At 55.9% G+C, this 16,872-nt stretch carries 7 protein-coding genes; 6 read left to right on the top strand and 1 reads right to left on the bottom strand.

The genetic code is table 11. The features are described from left to right. Positions 1 to 4 precede the first annotated feature (4 nt). The 6 genes from GON22_RS03335 (at position 5) to GON22_RS03310 (ending at position 13,864) form a co-directional block, all read left to right on the top strand. Positions 5 to 1,783 carry a sensor histidine kinase gene (locus GON22_RS03335; RefSeq protein WP_237178996.1) on the top strand — a complete coding sequence of 593 codons (1,779 nt, stop codon included), beginning with the start codon at positions 5 to 7 and terminating at the stop codon, positions 1,781 to 1,783. A 333-nt stretch (positions 1,784 to 2,116) separates the two neighbouring features. Continuing rightward, complete coding sequence (locus GON22_RS03330; protein ID WP_160394770.1) at positions 2,117 to 3,043, top strand: ABC transporter permease; 927 nt, start codon at positions 2,117 to 2,119, stop codon at positions 3,041 to 3,043. Between the two features lie 26 nt (positions 3,044 to 3,069). Beyond that, the gene (locus GON22_RS03325) at positions 3,070 to 3,951 is read left to right on the top strand and encodes a carbohydrate ABC transporter permease (RefSeq protein ID WP_160394703.1); all 882 of its coding nucleotides are present in this window, start codon (positions 3,070 to 3,072) and stop codon (positions 3,949 to 3,951) included. A 91-nt stretch (positions 3,952 to 4,042) separates the two neighbouring features. After that, a complete protein-coding gene (locus tag GON22_RS03320; protein ID WP_160394702.1) occupies positions 4,043 to 5,599 on the top strand; it encodes an extracellular solute-binding protein in 1,557 nt (518 codons plus the stop codon). 97 nt (positions 5,600 to 5,696) lie between these two features. Continuing rightward, complete coding sequence (locus GON22_RS03315; protein ID WP_160394701.1) at positions 5,697 to 11,603, top strand: S-layer homology domain-containing protein; 5,907 nt, start codon at positions 5,697 to 5,699, stop codon at positions 11,601 to 11,603. A gap of 152 nt (positions 11,604 to 11,755) precedes the next feature. Further along, positions 11,756 to 13,864, top strand: coding sequence for a carbohydrate-binding protein (locus tag GON22_RS03310; protein ID WP_237178995.1), 2,109 nt, complete (start codon positions 11,756 to 11,758; stop codon positions 13,862 to 13,864). A 259-nt stretch (positions 13,865 to 14,123) separates the two neighbouring features. Here GON22_RS03310 and GON22_RS03305 read toward each other — a convergent pair whose 3' ends face one another. Beyond that, complete coding sequence (locus GON22_RS03305) at positions 14,124 to 16,766, bottom strand: glycoside hydrolase family 3 N-terminal domain-containing protein (protein WP_160394700.1); 2,643 nt, start codon at positions 16,764 to 16,766, stop codon at positions 14,124 to 14,126. Positions 16,767 to 16,872 lie beyond the last annotated feature (106 nt).

The following is a 16,872-nucleotide window of genomic DNA, read 5'->3' as shown; positions in this document are numbered from 1 at the left end:
TCAGATGCTATCGTCGTTTCGCAACCGCATGATCCTGATCTTTTTCGTCATCATTATTTTGCCGTTCCTGCTGTTCGCTTACTATGCGCATATCAAGTCAATCGAAGGCATCATGAATGCGAATACGACGATCCAGACAAGCTACCTGCTGCAGGCGCGCAAAAATTTTGAAATCTATTTAAATGACGTGAATGACCAAATCAATGTACTAATTGGCAACAAGCGCATTCAAGAACTGCTGGAGCGCGAACCGAAGAGCCCTGCCGAGGAGGAAAGTTTTACTGTTAATATGCTGACCGTGCTTTATCAGGCGACGCCGCTTGTCGATGCATTCCGCGTTCGCTTGTTTCCGATTCATCCGCGGACGTATCCGACCTATATGAGCACGATCGGAGAGTCGGTGACCGTCGTTGGCGAAGAATGGTTTCAGCGTTCCCAAGCTTCGATTAGCCCAACATGGCATTTGTCCGAACCTGCGCGGGGAAAGTCTGCGCGTCCGCTGCTCATGTATGTGAAGCGATTTTCGGGACTGTACGATCAGACGCCGCGCGGCATTATCGCAACGGATCTTTCGGAGGACCAGATCAAACGTTATTTTTCTCCATCGGATCAAGTTGAAGACCAGAAGCTGCTGCTGTTAGGGGAAGATGGCACGGTGTTGTACGATTCAACGGCGAATGAATGGACAGGCAAGCCGTTTCCCTCCAGTTCCTATATTGAGGCGAGAGAGGACGGCTCGGAGTCGCTTGAGATTAAGGGCAAGAAATATTTGGCGACATCCGTAGGAATGGACAGCGAGCCATGGCGAATCGTCAGCTTGACGCCGATGGAGCAGCTGACAGGGACGATTGATGAAATCACGCGGCTGCTCGTCATTATTCTGATCGTTTACCTGGTCTGCTGCGTAGGCGTCGTTGCTTATATTACAGTCAATTATACGCAGCCAATCGTGAAGCTCGTTCGGCTCATGCGGCGCTCGGAGTCGGGCGATTTCCGCTTCTCGCCTCCGCTTGCTACGCGGCTGGATGAGGTGGGATGGCTGTACCGCGGCTACGGCAGCTTGATTGATCGGATTGAAGGGCTGGTCGAAGAGGCGTCCCATTCCGAGCGCAAGAAGAAGGAGCTTGAGTTCCAGGTGCTCAGCCACCAGATCAATCCGCATTTCTTGTACAACACGCTCGAATCGATCCGCTGGAAGGCGGAGAACCATGGGCGGACCGACATTAGCGAGATGGTGTCGGCGCTAGGCAATCTGCTGCGGCTAAGCTTGAATTCCGGCAAAGAAATTACGACGCTTGCGCGCGAAATCGAGCAGGTCAAAGCGTATGTGCTCATCGAGCAGGCCCGGATGGGCAAGCCTGTCCGCATCCTATATATCTTCGGCGAGGAGACGCTCGCCGTACCGTTCTTGCGGCTGCTGCTTCAGCCGCTCGTTGAGAATGCGATCGAGCATAGCATTCGGCAAAATTTTGAACAAGGCAAGATCGTCTTGACCGGCAGAACGGAAGGGCGCGATGTCGTCATCGAGCTATCCGACAACGGCAATGGCATTCCTGAGGAAGTGCTGCGGAGGCTGGAGGCAGACGAGGATACGCGTTCGGCGGCTCCACGCGCGTCCAGAAGCGGAGTCGGGCTGCGCAATGTGAACGAGCGGCTGAAGCTGTATTTTGGCTCAGCCTACAAGCTCAGCATCGAGACCGGCGAAGGAATCGGCACGCGCATCACGCTTCGCCATCCGATACTCAGGGAAGGGGCGGAGTCTACTTCCGAGCTGCTGCGTTAATAGAATGAATGGTTAAGCCAATTAAGCTATAATGCTATAAAAGAAGAAAGCCGTCCGTTATCGGGGCGGCTTTCTTCTTTTATCTGGACAAGTTTTTTACCGGTTCATGATCGAGCATAATATAGCGGCTAGCGTGCAGGAGCGCGAATAGGGCAGGATAATCTGCCCTATTCGGTCGAGACTTTACGGAAGGAGCGCATGATTATGAGAGCGGTTTCACAAGGAGATTCGCTCGCGCTAATATCGCCCTGCAAACGTTAAGATCGGCTCATGGCAGGCTGGCTCCCCTAACCGCTAAGATAGAACTATCACAACGAAGAAAGGTAGATGGTTATGAGACCCAATGGCATGCTGCGAGAATTAATCCGCAACCGGACGCTGCTGCTGATGTTCCTGCCAGTAGCGGTGCTCCTCTTTCTTTTTAACTACCTGCCGCTCGCCGGACTAGTTATTGCTTTCAAAGATTTCGATTTTCAAAAAGGGATTTTCGGCAGCGATTGGATGCATCCGCTATTCAACAACTTCGATTACCTGTTCTCTTCTGACGCGGCGTTCCGCGCCATTCGCAACACGATTCTGCTGAACGCACTGTTCATTATTGTCGGGCTCGTGTTCGAAGTTGGGCTCGCGCTGCTGCTCAACGAGATGAAAAATAAGTTTTTCAAACGGCTGTCCCAATCGCTTACGTTTCTGCCGTTTTTCATCTCGTGGATTGTCGTCGGCGTCTTCGCCTACAACTTGTTGAACTTTGAGAGCGGTGCGGTCAACCGGTTCGTCATGTGGCTGGGCTTCGAGCCGATCGACTTCTATAGCAATGCAGGGCTGTGGCCGTTCATTCTGACGATGGCGATTCGCTGGAAAGTAACCGGCTACGGAACGATCGTTTACCTGGCCTCGCTCACCTCAATCGATAATTCGTATTTCGAGGCAGCTTCCATCGACGGGGCATCCCGTTGGCAACAGATTCGTTATATCAGCCTTCCGATGCTAAGGCCGACGATCATTATTTTGACGCTGCTGGCGGTCGGGCGCATCATGAACGCGGATTTCGGGATGTTCTATGCGATGGTTGGCGACGCTTCACTCCTATTCCCAACGACCGACGTTATCGACACGTTCGTCTATCGGAGCTTGCGCAAGTCGGGGGATATCGGCATGGCATCTGCGGCAGGCTTCATGCAGTCGATGATCGCTTTCGTGCTCGTACTCCTCAGCAACTATGCTGCACGCAAAGTCGATAAGGATTCCGCTATTTTCTAACTTAAAGAAGGAGGTCATGAGCCATTATGGCCAAACGGTTCTCGATCAGCCAGACGATGATCGTCGTCTTAGTCACCCTGTTCAGCTTATCCTGCCTGTTCCCGTTCCTGATGGTTATCTCCGGCTCACTTAGCACGGAGAAAGACATTATGGACTTCGGCTACTCGCTGTGGCCTAAACATATTTCGTTCGACGCGTACCGCATTCTGCTGCTCGGGTCCAATCGCATCTTCGACGCTTACGGCATCAGCATTATCGTAACTGTCGTCGGCACGGTGCTGTCGCTGTTCTTGACGAGCATGGGCGCATACGTCATGGCGAGACGTTCGTTCAAATACCGGAATGTGCTGTCCATTTACGTCATCATCACAATGCTATTCAATGGCGGTCTTGTTCCTTGGTATATCATCTGCGTTAATTATTTGCACCTGAAGGATACGCTGTGGGCGCTCATTTTGCCGCCGCTGGCCAACGCCTTCAACATGTTCCTCATTCGCAACTTCATGCTCTCGATTCCTGAGGACCTGCATGAGTCTGCCAAAATCGACGGCGCTGGCGAGTTCCGCATCTACCTTCGCCTGATCATGCCGCTTGCGCTTCCCGTGCTGGCGACCGTCGGCTTGTTCGTGGCACTTAGCTATTGGAACGATTGGTTCCTCGGCTTGATGTTCGTGGACAAACAAGAGCTTCAGCCGTTGCAGCTGCTGCTGCGGACGCTCATCTCCAACATCGAGTTCTTGAAGAGCTCTAGCAATGCGGCTGCTATGCAGCGCATATCGGCACAGATGCCGTCCGAATCGATTAAGATGGCGCTTACCGTAATCACGATTGGCCCGATCATTTTCTTATATCCGTTCCTTCAACGTTACTTCGTTAAAGGTTTGATGGTCGGCGCGGTAAAAGGGTGACTAAATCGGCTAGAATAAGGGGAGGGCAAGCTCCGAACCGGACGCGATACAGCCGTTTAGTATATATATTTTATACAGGGGAGAGGTTGGCATGAAGCAAAGCAGAAAAGTTAGGCTGATCCTGTTCACCACGATTATGCTGTTCCTGAGCATCGCGCTTGGGGCATGCGGCAGCAGCAATGAATCCGAGCCGAGCAAAGATGCAGGCACTAAGCCTGCAACGGAGGGCAATTCTTCGGCAGGCCAGGAGGACGAGGTTACGCTCAAGTTCTACTTCGGCGGCGACAAGAAAGCAGCGACGGACGAAGTATGGACCGCGGTCAGCAACTATGTGAAGGGCAAAGGGCTGAACATCAAGTTTGACATTAACTTCATTCCGTTTGGCGATTTCAAAGAGAAAATGCTCGTCATGGCCGCTTCCGGCGACGATTGGGACATGAACTTCGACGGCGACTGGCTGTCGTACAAACAAATGGCAGCTAAAGGCTCGTACATGGCGCTGAATGACCTGCTGCCGAAATACGCGCCGAACCTGTACAAGAAATACCAAGAGCAAGGCACGCTTACCGCTGCAACGGTTAACGGCAATATCGTTGGATTGCCTTGGACGATGAAGATGAACGAGCGCAAATTCGCGGGCTGGCGCGCCGACCTGGCGGAGCAAGCAGGCATTGACGTTTCCAAGGATTCCGTTAAGACAATCGAGGATATCGACAAACTGCTTCGTGATCTGAAGAAAGCATTCCCGAACGAAAAAATTTCCCGTACGACACCGTTGTCGATTTATATGATTCGCGACGAGTGGGTCGACTTGAACTTCCATGGCTTGGGCTTCTATCTGAATGATCCGAAGATTACGGTTCAATCGATCGAGCAGCAGCCGTTCTTCATGGAAGCTTCGAAGCTTGCCAAAGTATGGTACGACGACAAGCTGATCAACCGCGACGCGATGATCGACAAGGAAGGCGCCGAGTCGCAATGGCGCAACGGCAAGCTGCTGTTTACAGTAACGTCTCATGAGTGGGCGAACGCGAACCCTGGCTTCACAGACAGTTCCTACAAACAAGAAATGTCGCTGCTTTACCCAGACAAACGTTACGTGAACCGTACGGCGCTCGCAAACGTTGTGGCGATTAACCAAAATGCAAAACATGCAGATCGCGTGCTTCGTTTCCTCGACATGCTCGAGACGGACCGTACGCTGTATGATCTCGTGCAATACGGCATCGAAGGCAAAACGTATGTGCTCAAAGGCGACGCAGCCGAGTATCCAGAAGGCATGCAAACAACGACGAGCAACTACATGGAGTGGGGCGGCCAATGGGCGTTCTGGAAGCCGCAATTCATGCGCCCAACGATGACATACGGCAAAGATTTCTGGCTCCAAGAAGCAGAATTCGCAAGCCAGCCGAACAACGTTAACTCTCCGATTGATGGCTTGTTCATCGCCGAAGACACGATGCGCAATGAAATCGCGAAACGCGACCAAGCGTCTGACGAGATCAGCCGCCCAATCGAGTACGGCATGGTTAAGAACGTAGACAAAGCAGTTAACGATTATATTGAAACGCAGAAGAAAAACGGCTTGGATAAAGTCATTGCTGAAACGCAAAAACAGATTGACGCATACTTGGCCAGCAAAAAGTAATTCACACATCGAAGAGAGAGAGGCCGACCTTGCAAGCTGAAAGCGAGGCCTCTCTTTCTCTATGCCATAAATCTAACTAGAGATGGAGGATACTCACGTGAAAGCAAGACGATTGCGGGATCAAATTCGAATTATTGCCGCGGCGGCGCTTGCGCTGCTGCTCGTTGTTACAGGGCTTAGCCTGCCGCCTCGCGCCTTTGCGCAGGTTAATAATGAAAGCGCTAGCATTACGCTTGGCGACGTGCCGGTGGAGAATGGCATTACGGCAAGGCCTGGCGATGATGCGACGGGATTGCTTACAGGGACGCAGGATAATCGAGGGTATTGGCAGACGAATAAGACAGACGGCTCGCGCATTATTTATTTCTACATGAATGTGGACGACACCTATTTGTACGATAGCGCGGATTACGACGTCGAAGTTAGTGTCGATTATTTCGACCAAGGGAGCGGCAGCATCGTTCTTCAATATGATTCGCAGACAGCGGGATACAAGGATGCTCCGTTGTTTAATTACACGAATACCGGAACGTGGAAGACCCATACGTTCAAGGTAACGGATGCAAAGTTTGCGAACCGGACGGGCGGCGGCGACTTCCGGGTCGGCATCGAAGGCGGCGGAGCTAGCTGGCAGACGAACGCGGACTTGAAGCTCGCTTCCGCCTCGGTGAAGAAGACGCTCAAGGGCGCTTCGTCCGACAGCGCAAGCATCGTGCTTGGGGACCCGTCCGTTGAGTCGGGCATCACGGCTAGAGCGGGTGATAATGAAAGCGGTCTCATTAAAGGTGAGGCGGCTGGCAAAAGCTATTGGCGCACGAATAGCGCTGCGCCGGGTGACCGGACGCTTTATTTGTACATGAACGTAGACGACGGCTATCTGTTCGATAACAGCACGCAAGACGTGTACGTATCGGTTGAATATCTCGATCAAGGCAGCGGCACGATTGTGCTGCAATATGACGCACAGGGCGACAACATGGGCTTTAAGGACGCGCCTGCCTATACGTACGGCGATTCCGGCCAGTGGAAGAGCTATACGTTCAAGCTGAGCGACGCGAAGTTCGCGAATCGGACGAATGGCGCGGACTTCCGAATCGGCATTAGCGGCAATGGCGCGCCGGCGAACAATCCGGATATGAGCGTGCATGCGGTGACGGTCACGAAGGCGAAGCGAGTGGGCGCCCCAGCGAACGCGAAAGTATATGCGACGGTTTACCCAACGTCAGATGTCGTGATCGCTGATTATAACGCCCGTGATTTCGGCGCGCTCGGTGATGGCGCGACGGACGACACGGAATCGCTGCAATTGGCGATTGATGCGGCGGGCAATAACGGCGGCGGCGTTGTGTTTCTGCCAGATGGCATCTATCGCGTGAATGGCAATCTCATCATTCCGACTGGCGTAACGCTGCGCGGCGACTGGGCTAACCCGGAATCGCAAGTCGGCGCAGTGCGGGGAACAGTGCTGGCTTCCTATGGCGGGCGCGGCAATGAAAACGGGGAGAGCTTCATTCGGATGCAGCCGGTCAGCGGCGTGACGAATCTCTCGATCTGGTATCCAGAGCAATCAGCAGCCAGCCCGGTCGCTTACCCATGGACAATTGAGCAGCTGTCTGGCGACAGCGCGACAGTGAAGAACGTCACGCTCGTCAATGCGTACAACGGCATTAAGATCGGTCCGGTATGGAACGAGCTGCATTATGTGAACAACTTGTACGGCACGGCACTTAAGACCGGCATTTTCCTTGATTTCACGACGGATATCGGCCGTCTGGAACGGATTCATCTCGCACCTGGCTATTGGGCGAATTCCGGCCTTCCGGGCGCGCCAGATGCAGCATCGCTGCATGCGTACATGACGGAGAACGCAGAAGGCATCGTCATGGGGCGGTCGGACTGGGAGTATATGTCCGACATCAGCATCTCGGGCTTTAAGACGGGCATGCGGATTACGACGCGGACGGGATCGCTGGAGACGGCGAACGCACAGCTGTATCGCGTGAACATCGAAGATTGTAACGTAGCGCTGAAGATCGAAGGGGTCAATGATTTTGGCTTGCTCGTATCAGACAGCAGCTTTAAGGCAAGCGTCGGCGATGCGCCGAAGGCGATTTATGCGACGCAAGGGTTCCATTCTATCGTGCAGTTCAACAAGGTTACGGTTGGCGGAGCGCCACTGCATGCAGTGCTGAGCGAAGGTAGCGGCGTGCTGTCGTTCGAGAACAGCATGTTCGAGAATTGGAATGAGCAGCAGGGCGGCTATGCGCTGGCGGCGGAAGGCGGCTCGATTATTCTGGGGCAGTCCACGTTCGCGAAGGCGGATCATCATCTGCTGTTGACAGGGGGCGTGGCGGAGGTTCGTTCGCTTAACTCGGGGCACAATGGGCAGCTGAAGGTTGACGACCAGAGCGACGGAGCGGAGCTGAACATTCATCAGGACGCTCGTTACACGATGAAGCCGCTGCCTTCCGCGGTTTCGACTGACCTCGCTGTAGCGCCGAAGCCGGCAATCGGCGAATTGTTTGATCTTACGAAGGCGCCATACAACGCGGATAAGAGCGGCGGCGTTGATGTGTCCGGCCTTCTGCAATCGGCGCTGGATGCGGCATCGGCGGCAGGCGGCGGCACGGTTTATCTGCCAGCTGGCATCTACCGTGTTGAGCAGCCGATTTCGGTGCCAAGCGGCGTAGAGCTGCGCGGCTCATGGGATGTCGCGCATCATACGATCGGCGGCGGCACTGTGATTTTCACAAACCATGGCGAGAATGACGCGGACGGCGAACCGCTGATCGCGCTGGAAGCATCGGCAGGCGTTCGCGGGCTGTCCGTCTATTACGACCAGCAGAGCTGGGACACGGTTAAGCCTTATGCTTGGACGATTCAAGGGCGCGGCCATGGCGTGTATGCGATTGATACGACGCTGATTAACTCGTATTTGGGGCTTGATTTTGCGAGCTACGATACGAGCGGCCATTATATTGATTACGTTGCTGGATCACCGCTGAAAGAAGGCATCGTCATTGGCGGGGGAGCATCTGACGGCATCGTTCGCAACGTGCAGTTTAACCCGCACTATTATGGGCGGAACAATTATCCGAACCATCCGTCGACGGATGCGGATTTCCAGAAGGTATGGGATTACCAGAAGGAGCATCTCGATGCGTTCCGCGTCGGCGACGTAAGCGGAGAGACGATTTTCAATACCTTCGTTTATGGCTCCCAATACGGCATTCACTTTGAGAAGCAGAACGGCAACGGACCGGAAGCCGTCATCATCGGGCATGGCACGGATGGCAGCAAGAAGGGCGTTTATCTGGAAGGCGCAGGAGCGGACGGCTTGTCCTTCGTAAATACGGAGCTCGTCTCGCTGAGCACGACCGATAAGGTATACATCACGACGGCACCATCGTTCGATGGGGAAGCAACGTTCTTCAACAGCTCCATGTGGGGCGATACGACGCGGTCGATCGATGCTTATGCGGGTAAGCTGAACATCCAGCAGGCGAACTTCACGAACGTCGGCGAACGCGGCGTGAATGCGCTGGGCGGGGATGTCGACTTGTATAACTCGTACTTCCAGCAAGCGGGCACGACGCATGTATCCGCAGGCTCGGACATCGAGCGCTTGAATGTGAGCAACAACGTGTTCAAGGGCGGCATGCAGCTGGCGAATGAGGCGGCGGATAAAGTCGTCGGAACGAACCTTGTGCCCGTTACGCTGCAATTAGTAAAAGGGACGTTCGACGAGGCGCATCCGGCGGAATCGAACTTGAAGCTCTCGGTCACGAATGCAACCGATCCGCAGCCTGTTGGCGGCCGAATCGAGTGGGTACAGCCGGCGAGCTATGCAGGCACTATGGCGCCGATTCGGTTCGAGCAGCTTGGGCATGGCCAAAGCGTGACGGTTCCGCTGCCTTATCTGGCGGCAGATGCGCTTAAATTTAAAGTTGTGCTCGACTCAGGGTATTCGTATATGACATCGGTCAAAACGAAGCAGTCGTTCGCGTCGAAGCGCGGCTCTGCGGCTGATGCGCCAGCGATCACGCTGAATGCAGCCGATCAGTACTTTAGCCTCGGCGGCAAATGGAACGGCGTAGACGACTTGAGCCTGCAATCCAACGTAACGTGGGACGACGACAATCTTTACATTGCGATCGACGTTCATGACGACCATCACGCGCAGTCGTGGACGGGCGGCGATATTTGGCAGGGCGACAGCATCCAGCTTGCGCTTGATCTGTCCCGCCAAGCGGGCGCAGGCAGCGCTAATGTTAGCGAGCTTGGCTTTGCGTTGAGCAACACAGGCACGGTGACTCAGTGGAGATGGCGTGCGCCTTCGGGTCTTGCTGCTGGCAATATTGCTGGTGCGCATACGTCGATCGTTCGCGACGACGCGAGCGGCGTCACGACTTACGCAATTACGCTTCCATGGACAGAGCTGCACGGGCCGGGCGTTTCGTTCGACCCGACGAAGCCAATCGGCTTCACGCTGCTTGCTAACGAGAACGACGGCGCTGGACGCGCTGCTTTCATGGAATACAACCAAGGGATTGGCACGAGCAAGGACTCGGTTGCATTCGGCGATTTGTATTTGCTCAGCGGGAGCTATACTGCGCTGTTGGAAAGCTCCGCGACTGCAGCGGTTAACGCTGCTGTACAAAGCTTGGCGAAAACGCAGCTTGATGCGGCGCGCAGTTTCGTGAGCTTACTGCCTGCTGGCACGTTGAAGCAATCGCTTGCTACGCAGTTGGATGCGGCCGGTTCCGGCGGACCGTCTGGTCCGGTGGACCCGACCGGTCCAACTGGACCAACTGGGCCTTCCGGTCCGTCAACGCCGGATACAAGCAGCGGCTTGAACGTGACGCCAGTTGTCGATTCGGCAACGGGCATCGCCAAAGCTGTGCTTGATGCAAAGTCACTAGATCAAGCTATCGGGAAAGCTGAGCCAGGGAAGGACGGCGTACGCCGTATTACCGTTAACGTATTCGCGGCTGCGGGCGCAACCGGCTATGCGGTCGAGCTGCCTACGCAAGCAATCGCGGAGGCTAAGGGCAAAGGCAAAGGTGCGGCTATTACGCTCGTAACGCCGCTGGGCTCCGTGGAGCTGCCAAGCGATCTGCTAGCTGGCAAGAAGGATCTTGGCAGCACAGTCGTATGGACGGTTCAACCAGCTAAAGGGTTGAGTGCAACAGTGAGCGGCGCGGCGGGTGGCCGTCCGGCCATCGAGCTGTCGCTGCAATCGCAAGGCAAGCCTGTAGCGGGAGGCTTTAGCTCGGCTGTCACGGTCGCGCTTCCTTATAAGGCAACCGAGGCGGAGCTGGCGCACAGCGAGCGTCTGGTCGTCTGGCGTATCGACGGGCAGGGGCATGCGACGCCGATCCCGAGCAGCCGCTACGATAGCAAGACGGGCCAAATGACGTTCAAAACGGCACAATCAGGCACTTTCGTTGTCGTTTACGCGACGAAAACTTTTGCGGATTTGGCGCGCGTGCCTTGGGCAAAGCAAGCAATCGAAGCGCTGAGCGCTAGAGGCATCGTGCAAGGCGCAAACGATAACGAGTTCCAGCCTTCGGCATCGATCAAGCGAGCTGATTTCGTTCTGCTGCTCGTCAGGGCGCTTGAGCTGTCCGCTCCGTTTGACGGCAGCTTCAGCGATGTGCCGCGCTCAGCTTATTATTACGATGCGCTTGGCATCGCTCGCGAGCTGGGTATCGCGACGGGCAACGGCAATGGCACATTTGATCCGAATGCCCGCATTACGAGAGAAGAAGCAGCCGTATTGCTGGCCCGCGCGCTGAAAGCAAAGCAGGCGGAGCTGGCGGCGGGCTCGAATGCGAGCCTGTCCGATTATGCGGACGGCGCTTCGGTATCGGCCTATGCGGTTCAAGCAATGGCATCGCTGCTTGATGCTGGCTTGCTTCAGGGCAGCGGCGGCAAGCTGAATCCGGCGGGTGCGCTTACCCGTGCGGAGGCAGCGGTTCTGCTGTACCGGGCAATCCGTTAACATAACGTAGCGCTCCGCCTGCGAAGCAGTAGGCGGGAGGCGCAGCACTGCGCGAGACGCAGCACTGCGCGAGACATCATGAGGTTTCACCGGCGAGTTTGGATATGCGCGATAGGTCCAGCTCGCCGTTTATTTTGAAAGGGGAGATGAAAATGATGAAGGTTCACAAGGTTCAACGCTTCAAGAGAAGGCACACGATACTGATCGCAATGCTGCTTGCCATCACGCTGGCGTTCCCGCAGCTGTATGGGAAGTCGGGAGTCGTCTCGGCCGCCTCTGCGTTCACCGAAACGGCGGCATCGTCGTTCACGGCGCAGTCCGGCATTCAGACGGAGGCATCGAGCGAAGGTGGGCTCAACGTCGGGTTTATTGACAACGGCGACTATTTGTCGTTTGCGAACGTCGATTTTGGCAGCGGGGCAAGCAGCTTCAACGCCCGTGTCTCCAGCGCGGCGAGCGGCGGGACGATCGAGGTTCGGCTCGACAGCATGAACGGCACGCTGGCTGGCAGCTGTACCGTGCCTTCCACCGGCGGCTGGCAGGCGTGGACGACGCGCTCGTGCAGCATCAATTCGATTAGCGGAACACATACGCTGTATTTGAAATTTGTAGGCGGAGCGGGCAATTTGTTCAATATCCGTTGGTTCTCATTTGGCGGCGCTTCTGCGTCAGCGCTCACGGAAACGGCAGCATCGTCGTTCACGACGCAGTCAGGCGTTCAAACGGAAGCATCGAGCGAAGGCGGGCTTAACGTCGGGTATATCGACAGCGGCGACTATCTTTCGTTCGCGAACCTGGATTTTGGCACCGGCGTGAATTCGTTCTCGGTCCGGACGGCGAGCGCGACGAGCGGCGGCAGCATTGAGGTTCGGTTGGATAGCGTGAACGGCACGTTAGCCGGCACTTGCACGATACCGGGCACCGGCGGCTGGCAGGCGTGGACGACGCGCACATGCAGCATCAGCACGATTAGCGGAACGCATACGCTGTATCTGAAATTTGTCGGCGGCGCAGGCAGTTTGTTCAACGTTCGTTGGTTTAAATTCGCTACGTCGACAGGTGGCGGCAATCCGACCGGCGGCGATGTCGTCGGCAAGCTGATCGTAGGCTATCAAGGGTGGTTTAACGCTACGGGCGACAGCTCGCCTAACAACGGCTGGATTCACTGGACGACCAACAACAGCGCGCCGACGCCGAATTCGAATATTAAATTCGAGCTTTACCCGGACATGCGCGAATATACGGCGCAATATGGCACGAATTTGGGCAATCTCGGCAATGGCCAGCCTGCGAAGCTATTCTCGTCGTATGACCAGTCGACGGTAAACAAACATTTTGAATGGATGCAGAATTACAATATCTCCGGAGCGGCGCTCCAACGGTTCGGGGCTAGCGAGAGCGATGCGTACGATGGCTGGCGGGCGAATCGCGACAACGTAGCCGTCAAGGTGAAAAACGCCGCAGAAGCTTACGGCCGGAAGTTCTATGTGATGTACGACATTACGGGCATGAACGCATCCAACTGGGTGAACGCAGTGAAGCATGACTGGACGGTTAACGTCAAAGCCAATATGAACTTAACGTCGTCGAGCGCTTATGCGATTCAGGACGGCAAGCCGGTCGTCTGCATCTGGGGCATCGGCTTCACCGACCGTCCAGGTACGGCGGCAGAATCGGCAGAGCTGATCTCGTGGTTCAAAAATCAAGGCATCTACGTCATCGGCGGCGTTCCGACGTATTGGCGGACAGGCAACAACGATTCCAAAGCAGGGTTCGAGAACGTGTACCGCTCGCTCGACATGCTGTCCCCTTGGTTTGTCGGCCGATTCGGCACGCTTGCTGACGCGGACAGCTACAAGGTGAACCAGTGGCAGCCGGACTATGACTGGACGAAGCAGAACGGCATTACGTACCAGCCGGTTATTTTCCCAGGTTTCGCTTGGGCGAATATGACGGGCGGTCCGCGCAACCAAATTCCCCGCCAGCACGGCGACTTCATGTGGCGGCAGGCGTACAACCTGAAGAGCATCGGCGTCGACACGAGCTATGTGGCTATGTTCGATGAGTATGATGAAGGAACCGCGATTGCCAAAGCGGCGGAAAACAGCTCCATGATTCCGAACAATCAATATTTCCTATCGCTTGATGCCGATGGGGTAGCGCTCTCGTCAGACTTCTACCTGCGACTGACGGGCGATATTGCCCGCATGTTCAGCGGCCAAATCCCGGCGACGGCGAACCATCCGACTTCGCATCAGTAGATTGCAGTATGATGCAGCATTTAAGCAGAAGAGGGGTGTCCCCAAGCCATCATGGCTGGAGGACACCCTGTTTTTGCGTTGCAGCATGCCGGCCGTATTTTAAGGTACAGCAGCCTGCTCATTGTAGTTCGTACAATACGGAAAGGCGGGGCAGGACTGATGTTTCACCGCTTTTTTGCATGGCCAGCCAGTCAATAACCCGGCGAATAGGGCATAAACCTGCCCTATAAGGCCGAACCGCCGACAAACTCGACCAAACCTAAGCTACCGTAATCCGCGCCTCCAGCTCAATCCGATCCGAGCTTGGGCCAATCTCCAGCGTGAACTCGCCTAGCTCAACAACCCATGCTAGGTGCTTGTTCACTAGCGCCAAGTCGCGAGGCGTCACCGTAAACGTGACGGTGCGCGTCTCGCCTGGCTGCAGCGTTATGCGGGCAAAATGCCGCAGTTGCTTCTCCGGCAGCGCGACCGAGGCGACCGGGTCAACGACGTACAGCTGTACGACCTCGTCGCCAGCAACGTCCCCGGTATTGGTGACGTCCAACGTCACGGCTACACTTTCGTCAGGCGCGATGACATTTTTGTCTACACGCAGATTATCATAGCGGAATGTCGTGTAGCTCAGCCCGTGCCCGAATGCATACAACGGCTTGTTGTCCCCGCCGACGTAATGCTTCTGGCCGCCGCGCCGCTTGTTGTAGCAGACCGGGATTTGGCCGATCGTGCGGGGGAACGAGATCGGCAGCCGGCCCGCCGGATTATAGTCGCCGAACAGCACCTCCGCAATCGCTTCCCCGGCACGCTCTCCTCCGTACCACACCTCAACAATAGCTGGAATATGTTGTGATTCCCAATCCAGCGTAATCGGCCGCCCGTTCTGGAGCACGAGCACGACAGGCGTGCCTGTCTCGTGGATCGCTTTCAGCAGTTGGAGCTGATTGCCCGGCAGATCGAGGCTGGAGCGGTCGACACCTTCGCCACATGTACGCTCGGAATCGCCGAGTGCGACGATGGCGACATCCGCTTGCCGCGCCAGCTCGACGGCCTCCTGAATGCCTTCCTCGCCGCGGCTCCAGCCGAACGTAATGTCGACGCCGTTCATGTCCTTTACGTATTCGACCCGAAGGTCGTATTCGCGCCCTTCTTGCAGCTCGATCGGCACGCTAACGTTCGCGCTCTTGTCTTTGCCCCAGCCGTCAATGAGCAGCTCACCGTCAAGCCACAGGCGCATGCTGTCCTGCGTGACCGTGCCAATATAGCCGGAGAAGCTCATCTGTGGCACCAGCTTGCCCTTCCAACGAACCGAGAAGCCATGCGACTTCAGCTGCTGATCGGCCTTGGTGATCGCCCAGTTGAAGTGAATGTGCGGGTCGTTCCGGACGAGCGTCGGCTCGCCTTCCAACGCCTCGTTGTTAAAATATTCGCCGCGCAGCCCTTCGTTGCCGTCCGGGCCGCGGAAGCTTCCCATCGGAATCGGTTCCAGCTCACCGTCGAGAATGCCTGTGCCTTTCGCATACAGGATGCGGGTTTGAGCAGGAACTGCATGCGCGATGCCTTGCAGAACCGTCACTGGCTGGAAGCCTTCGATGTAAGGCGTGTAATCGCCAAGCCGCGCCTTGTTCGCGCTCGGGCCAATGACTGCGATTGTGCCAATCTCTTTGCGGAGCGGGAGTAGGCCGCCGTCATTTTGCAGCAGGCAGATCGCCTCGCGCGCCGTCGAAAGCGCAGTCTGAAGATGCGCTTCGCTGCGCACGACACGCTCCGACAGCCCCGCAACGGCGTATGGCTTCTCGAACAAGCCGAGCATAAATTTCACCTTTAGTACCCGAACGACAGCCAAGTCGACCGTTTCCTCCAGCAGCTCGCCGCTTAGCACCATCTCCACGATTGCGGTCTGGTAGATATCATGCGGGTAGTCGTAATATTGCATATCGACTCCAGCTTCGAGCGCCTGCCGAATCGCTTCTTTGCCCGAAGCTGCCGTGCCGTGGGCATGCTCAAGCCGGGCGATAGCGCCGAGATCGGACCGCACGAAGCCTGGCATTTGCCATTCGTCCCGCAGAATGCCCGTGAGCAGATCGTAGTCAGATGCGCACGGGACGCCGTCCATCGCGTGATAGGCGCACATGGCGTTAATCGCGCCGCCTTCTTTATAAGCAGCTTCAAACACAGGCAGATGATACGTGCGAATATCGTTCGCACCGATGGAGACGGGTGAGTGGTTTAAGCCTGATTCCGGTATGCCGTGCACGGCAAAATGCTTTGGCTCGGCAATAATGCTGTCCGCCGCATCGAGCGAATCGCCTTGAAGCCCTTGAACCATCGCAACGCCCATGCGGCTCGCCAGATGGGTATCTTCGCCGAACGTTTCTTCGACGCGGCCCCACCGTGGATCGCGGGCTAGATCGAGCACCGGACCGAACGATTCGTGAATGCCTAAGCTTCTTGTCTCGGCGGCAATCTCGCGACCAATCGTTTTCACCAGCTCAGGATGCCATGTCGATGCCATCGCGATGGCATGCGGATACACTGTCATCCCTGGGCGCAGCAGGCCGTGAAGCGTCTCTTCGCTGAATAGGATCGGGATGCCGAGGCGGGTTTCCTCGACCGCATACCGCTGCAAAGCGTTATTCATGTCCGCCGTCCCGTATAAGTCGTGGATACAGCCAATGCCATCTTTGCCGATGACGGTTCTTACTTTGTCCCAGTCGACTGTTGCGTCCTCGGCCATTACCGTAATCATGTGCGGATGCGTCGCGCTGACGAACGACGTCCCGAAATATTGGTCCAGCTGCCGCACTTTCTCTTGCAGCGTCATGCGCGTTAACAAGTCTTGGGCCCGATCGTCGATTGGCGCTTCGGGATTGCGATATAAGGCAGTAGATAATGTAGGCTCACTCATCGCAGGATTCCTCCTCATTGGTTCTCAAACTATCGTCTTAGGCGCGTCACGGCGATGCCAAAATCGCGCTCTCAACGCCAGTCTATCGCATTCGAGGAGGGGCGGC

Origin of the sequence: Paenibacillus sp. MMS18-CY102, assembly GCF_009789195.1 — a bacterium.
Taxonomy (GTDB): domain Bacteria; phylum Bacillota; class Bacilli; order Paenibacillales; family Paenibacillaceae; genus Paenibacillus_T.
The sequence above is the reverse complement of the archived record's forward strand: the minus strand, read 5'-3'. Positions and strand labels throughout refer to the sequence as shown.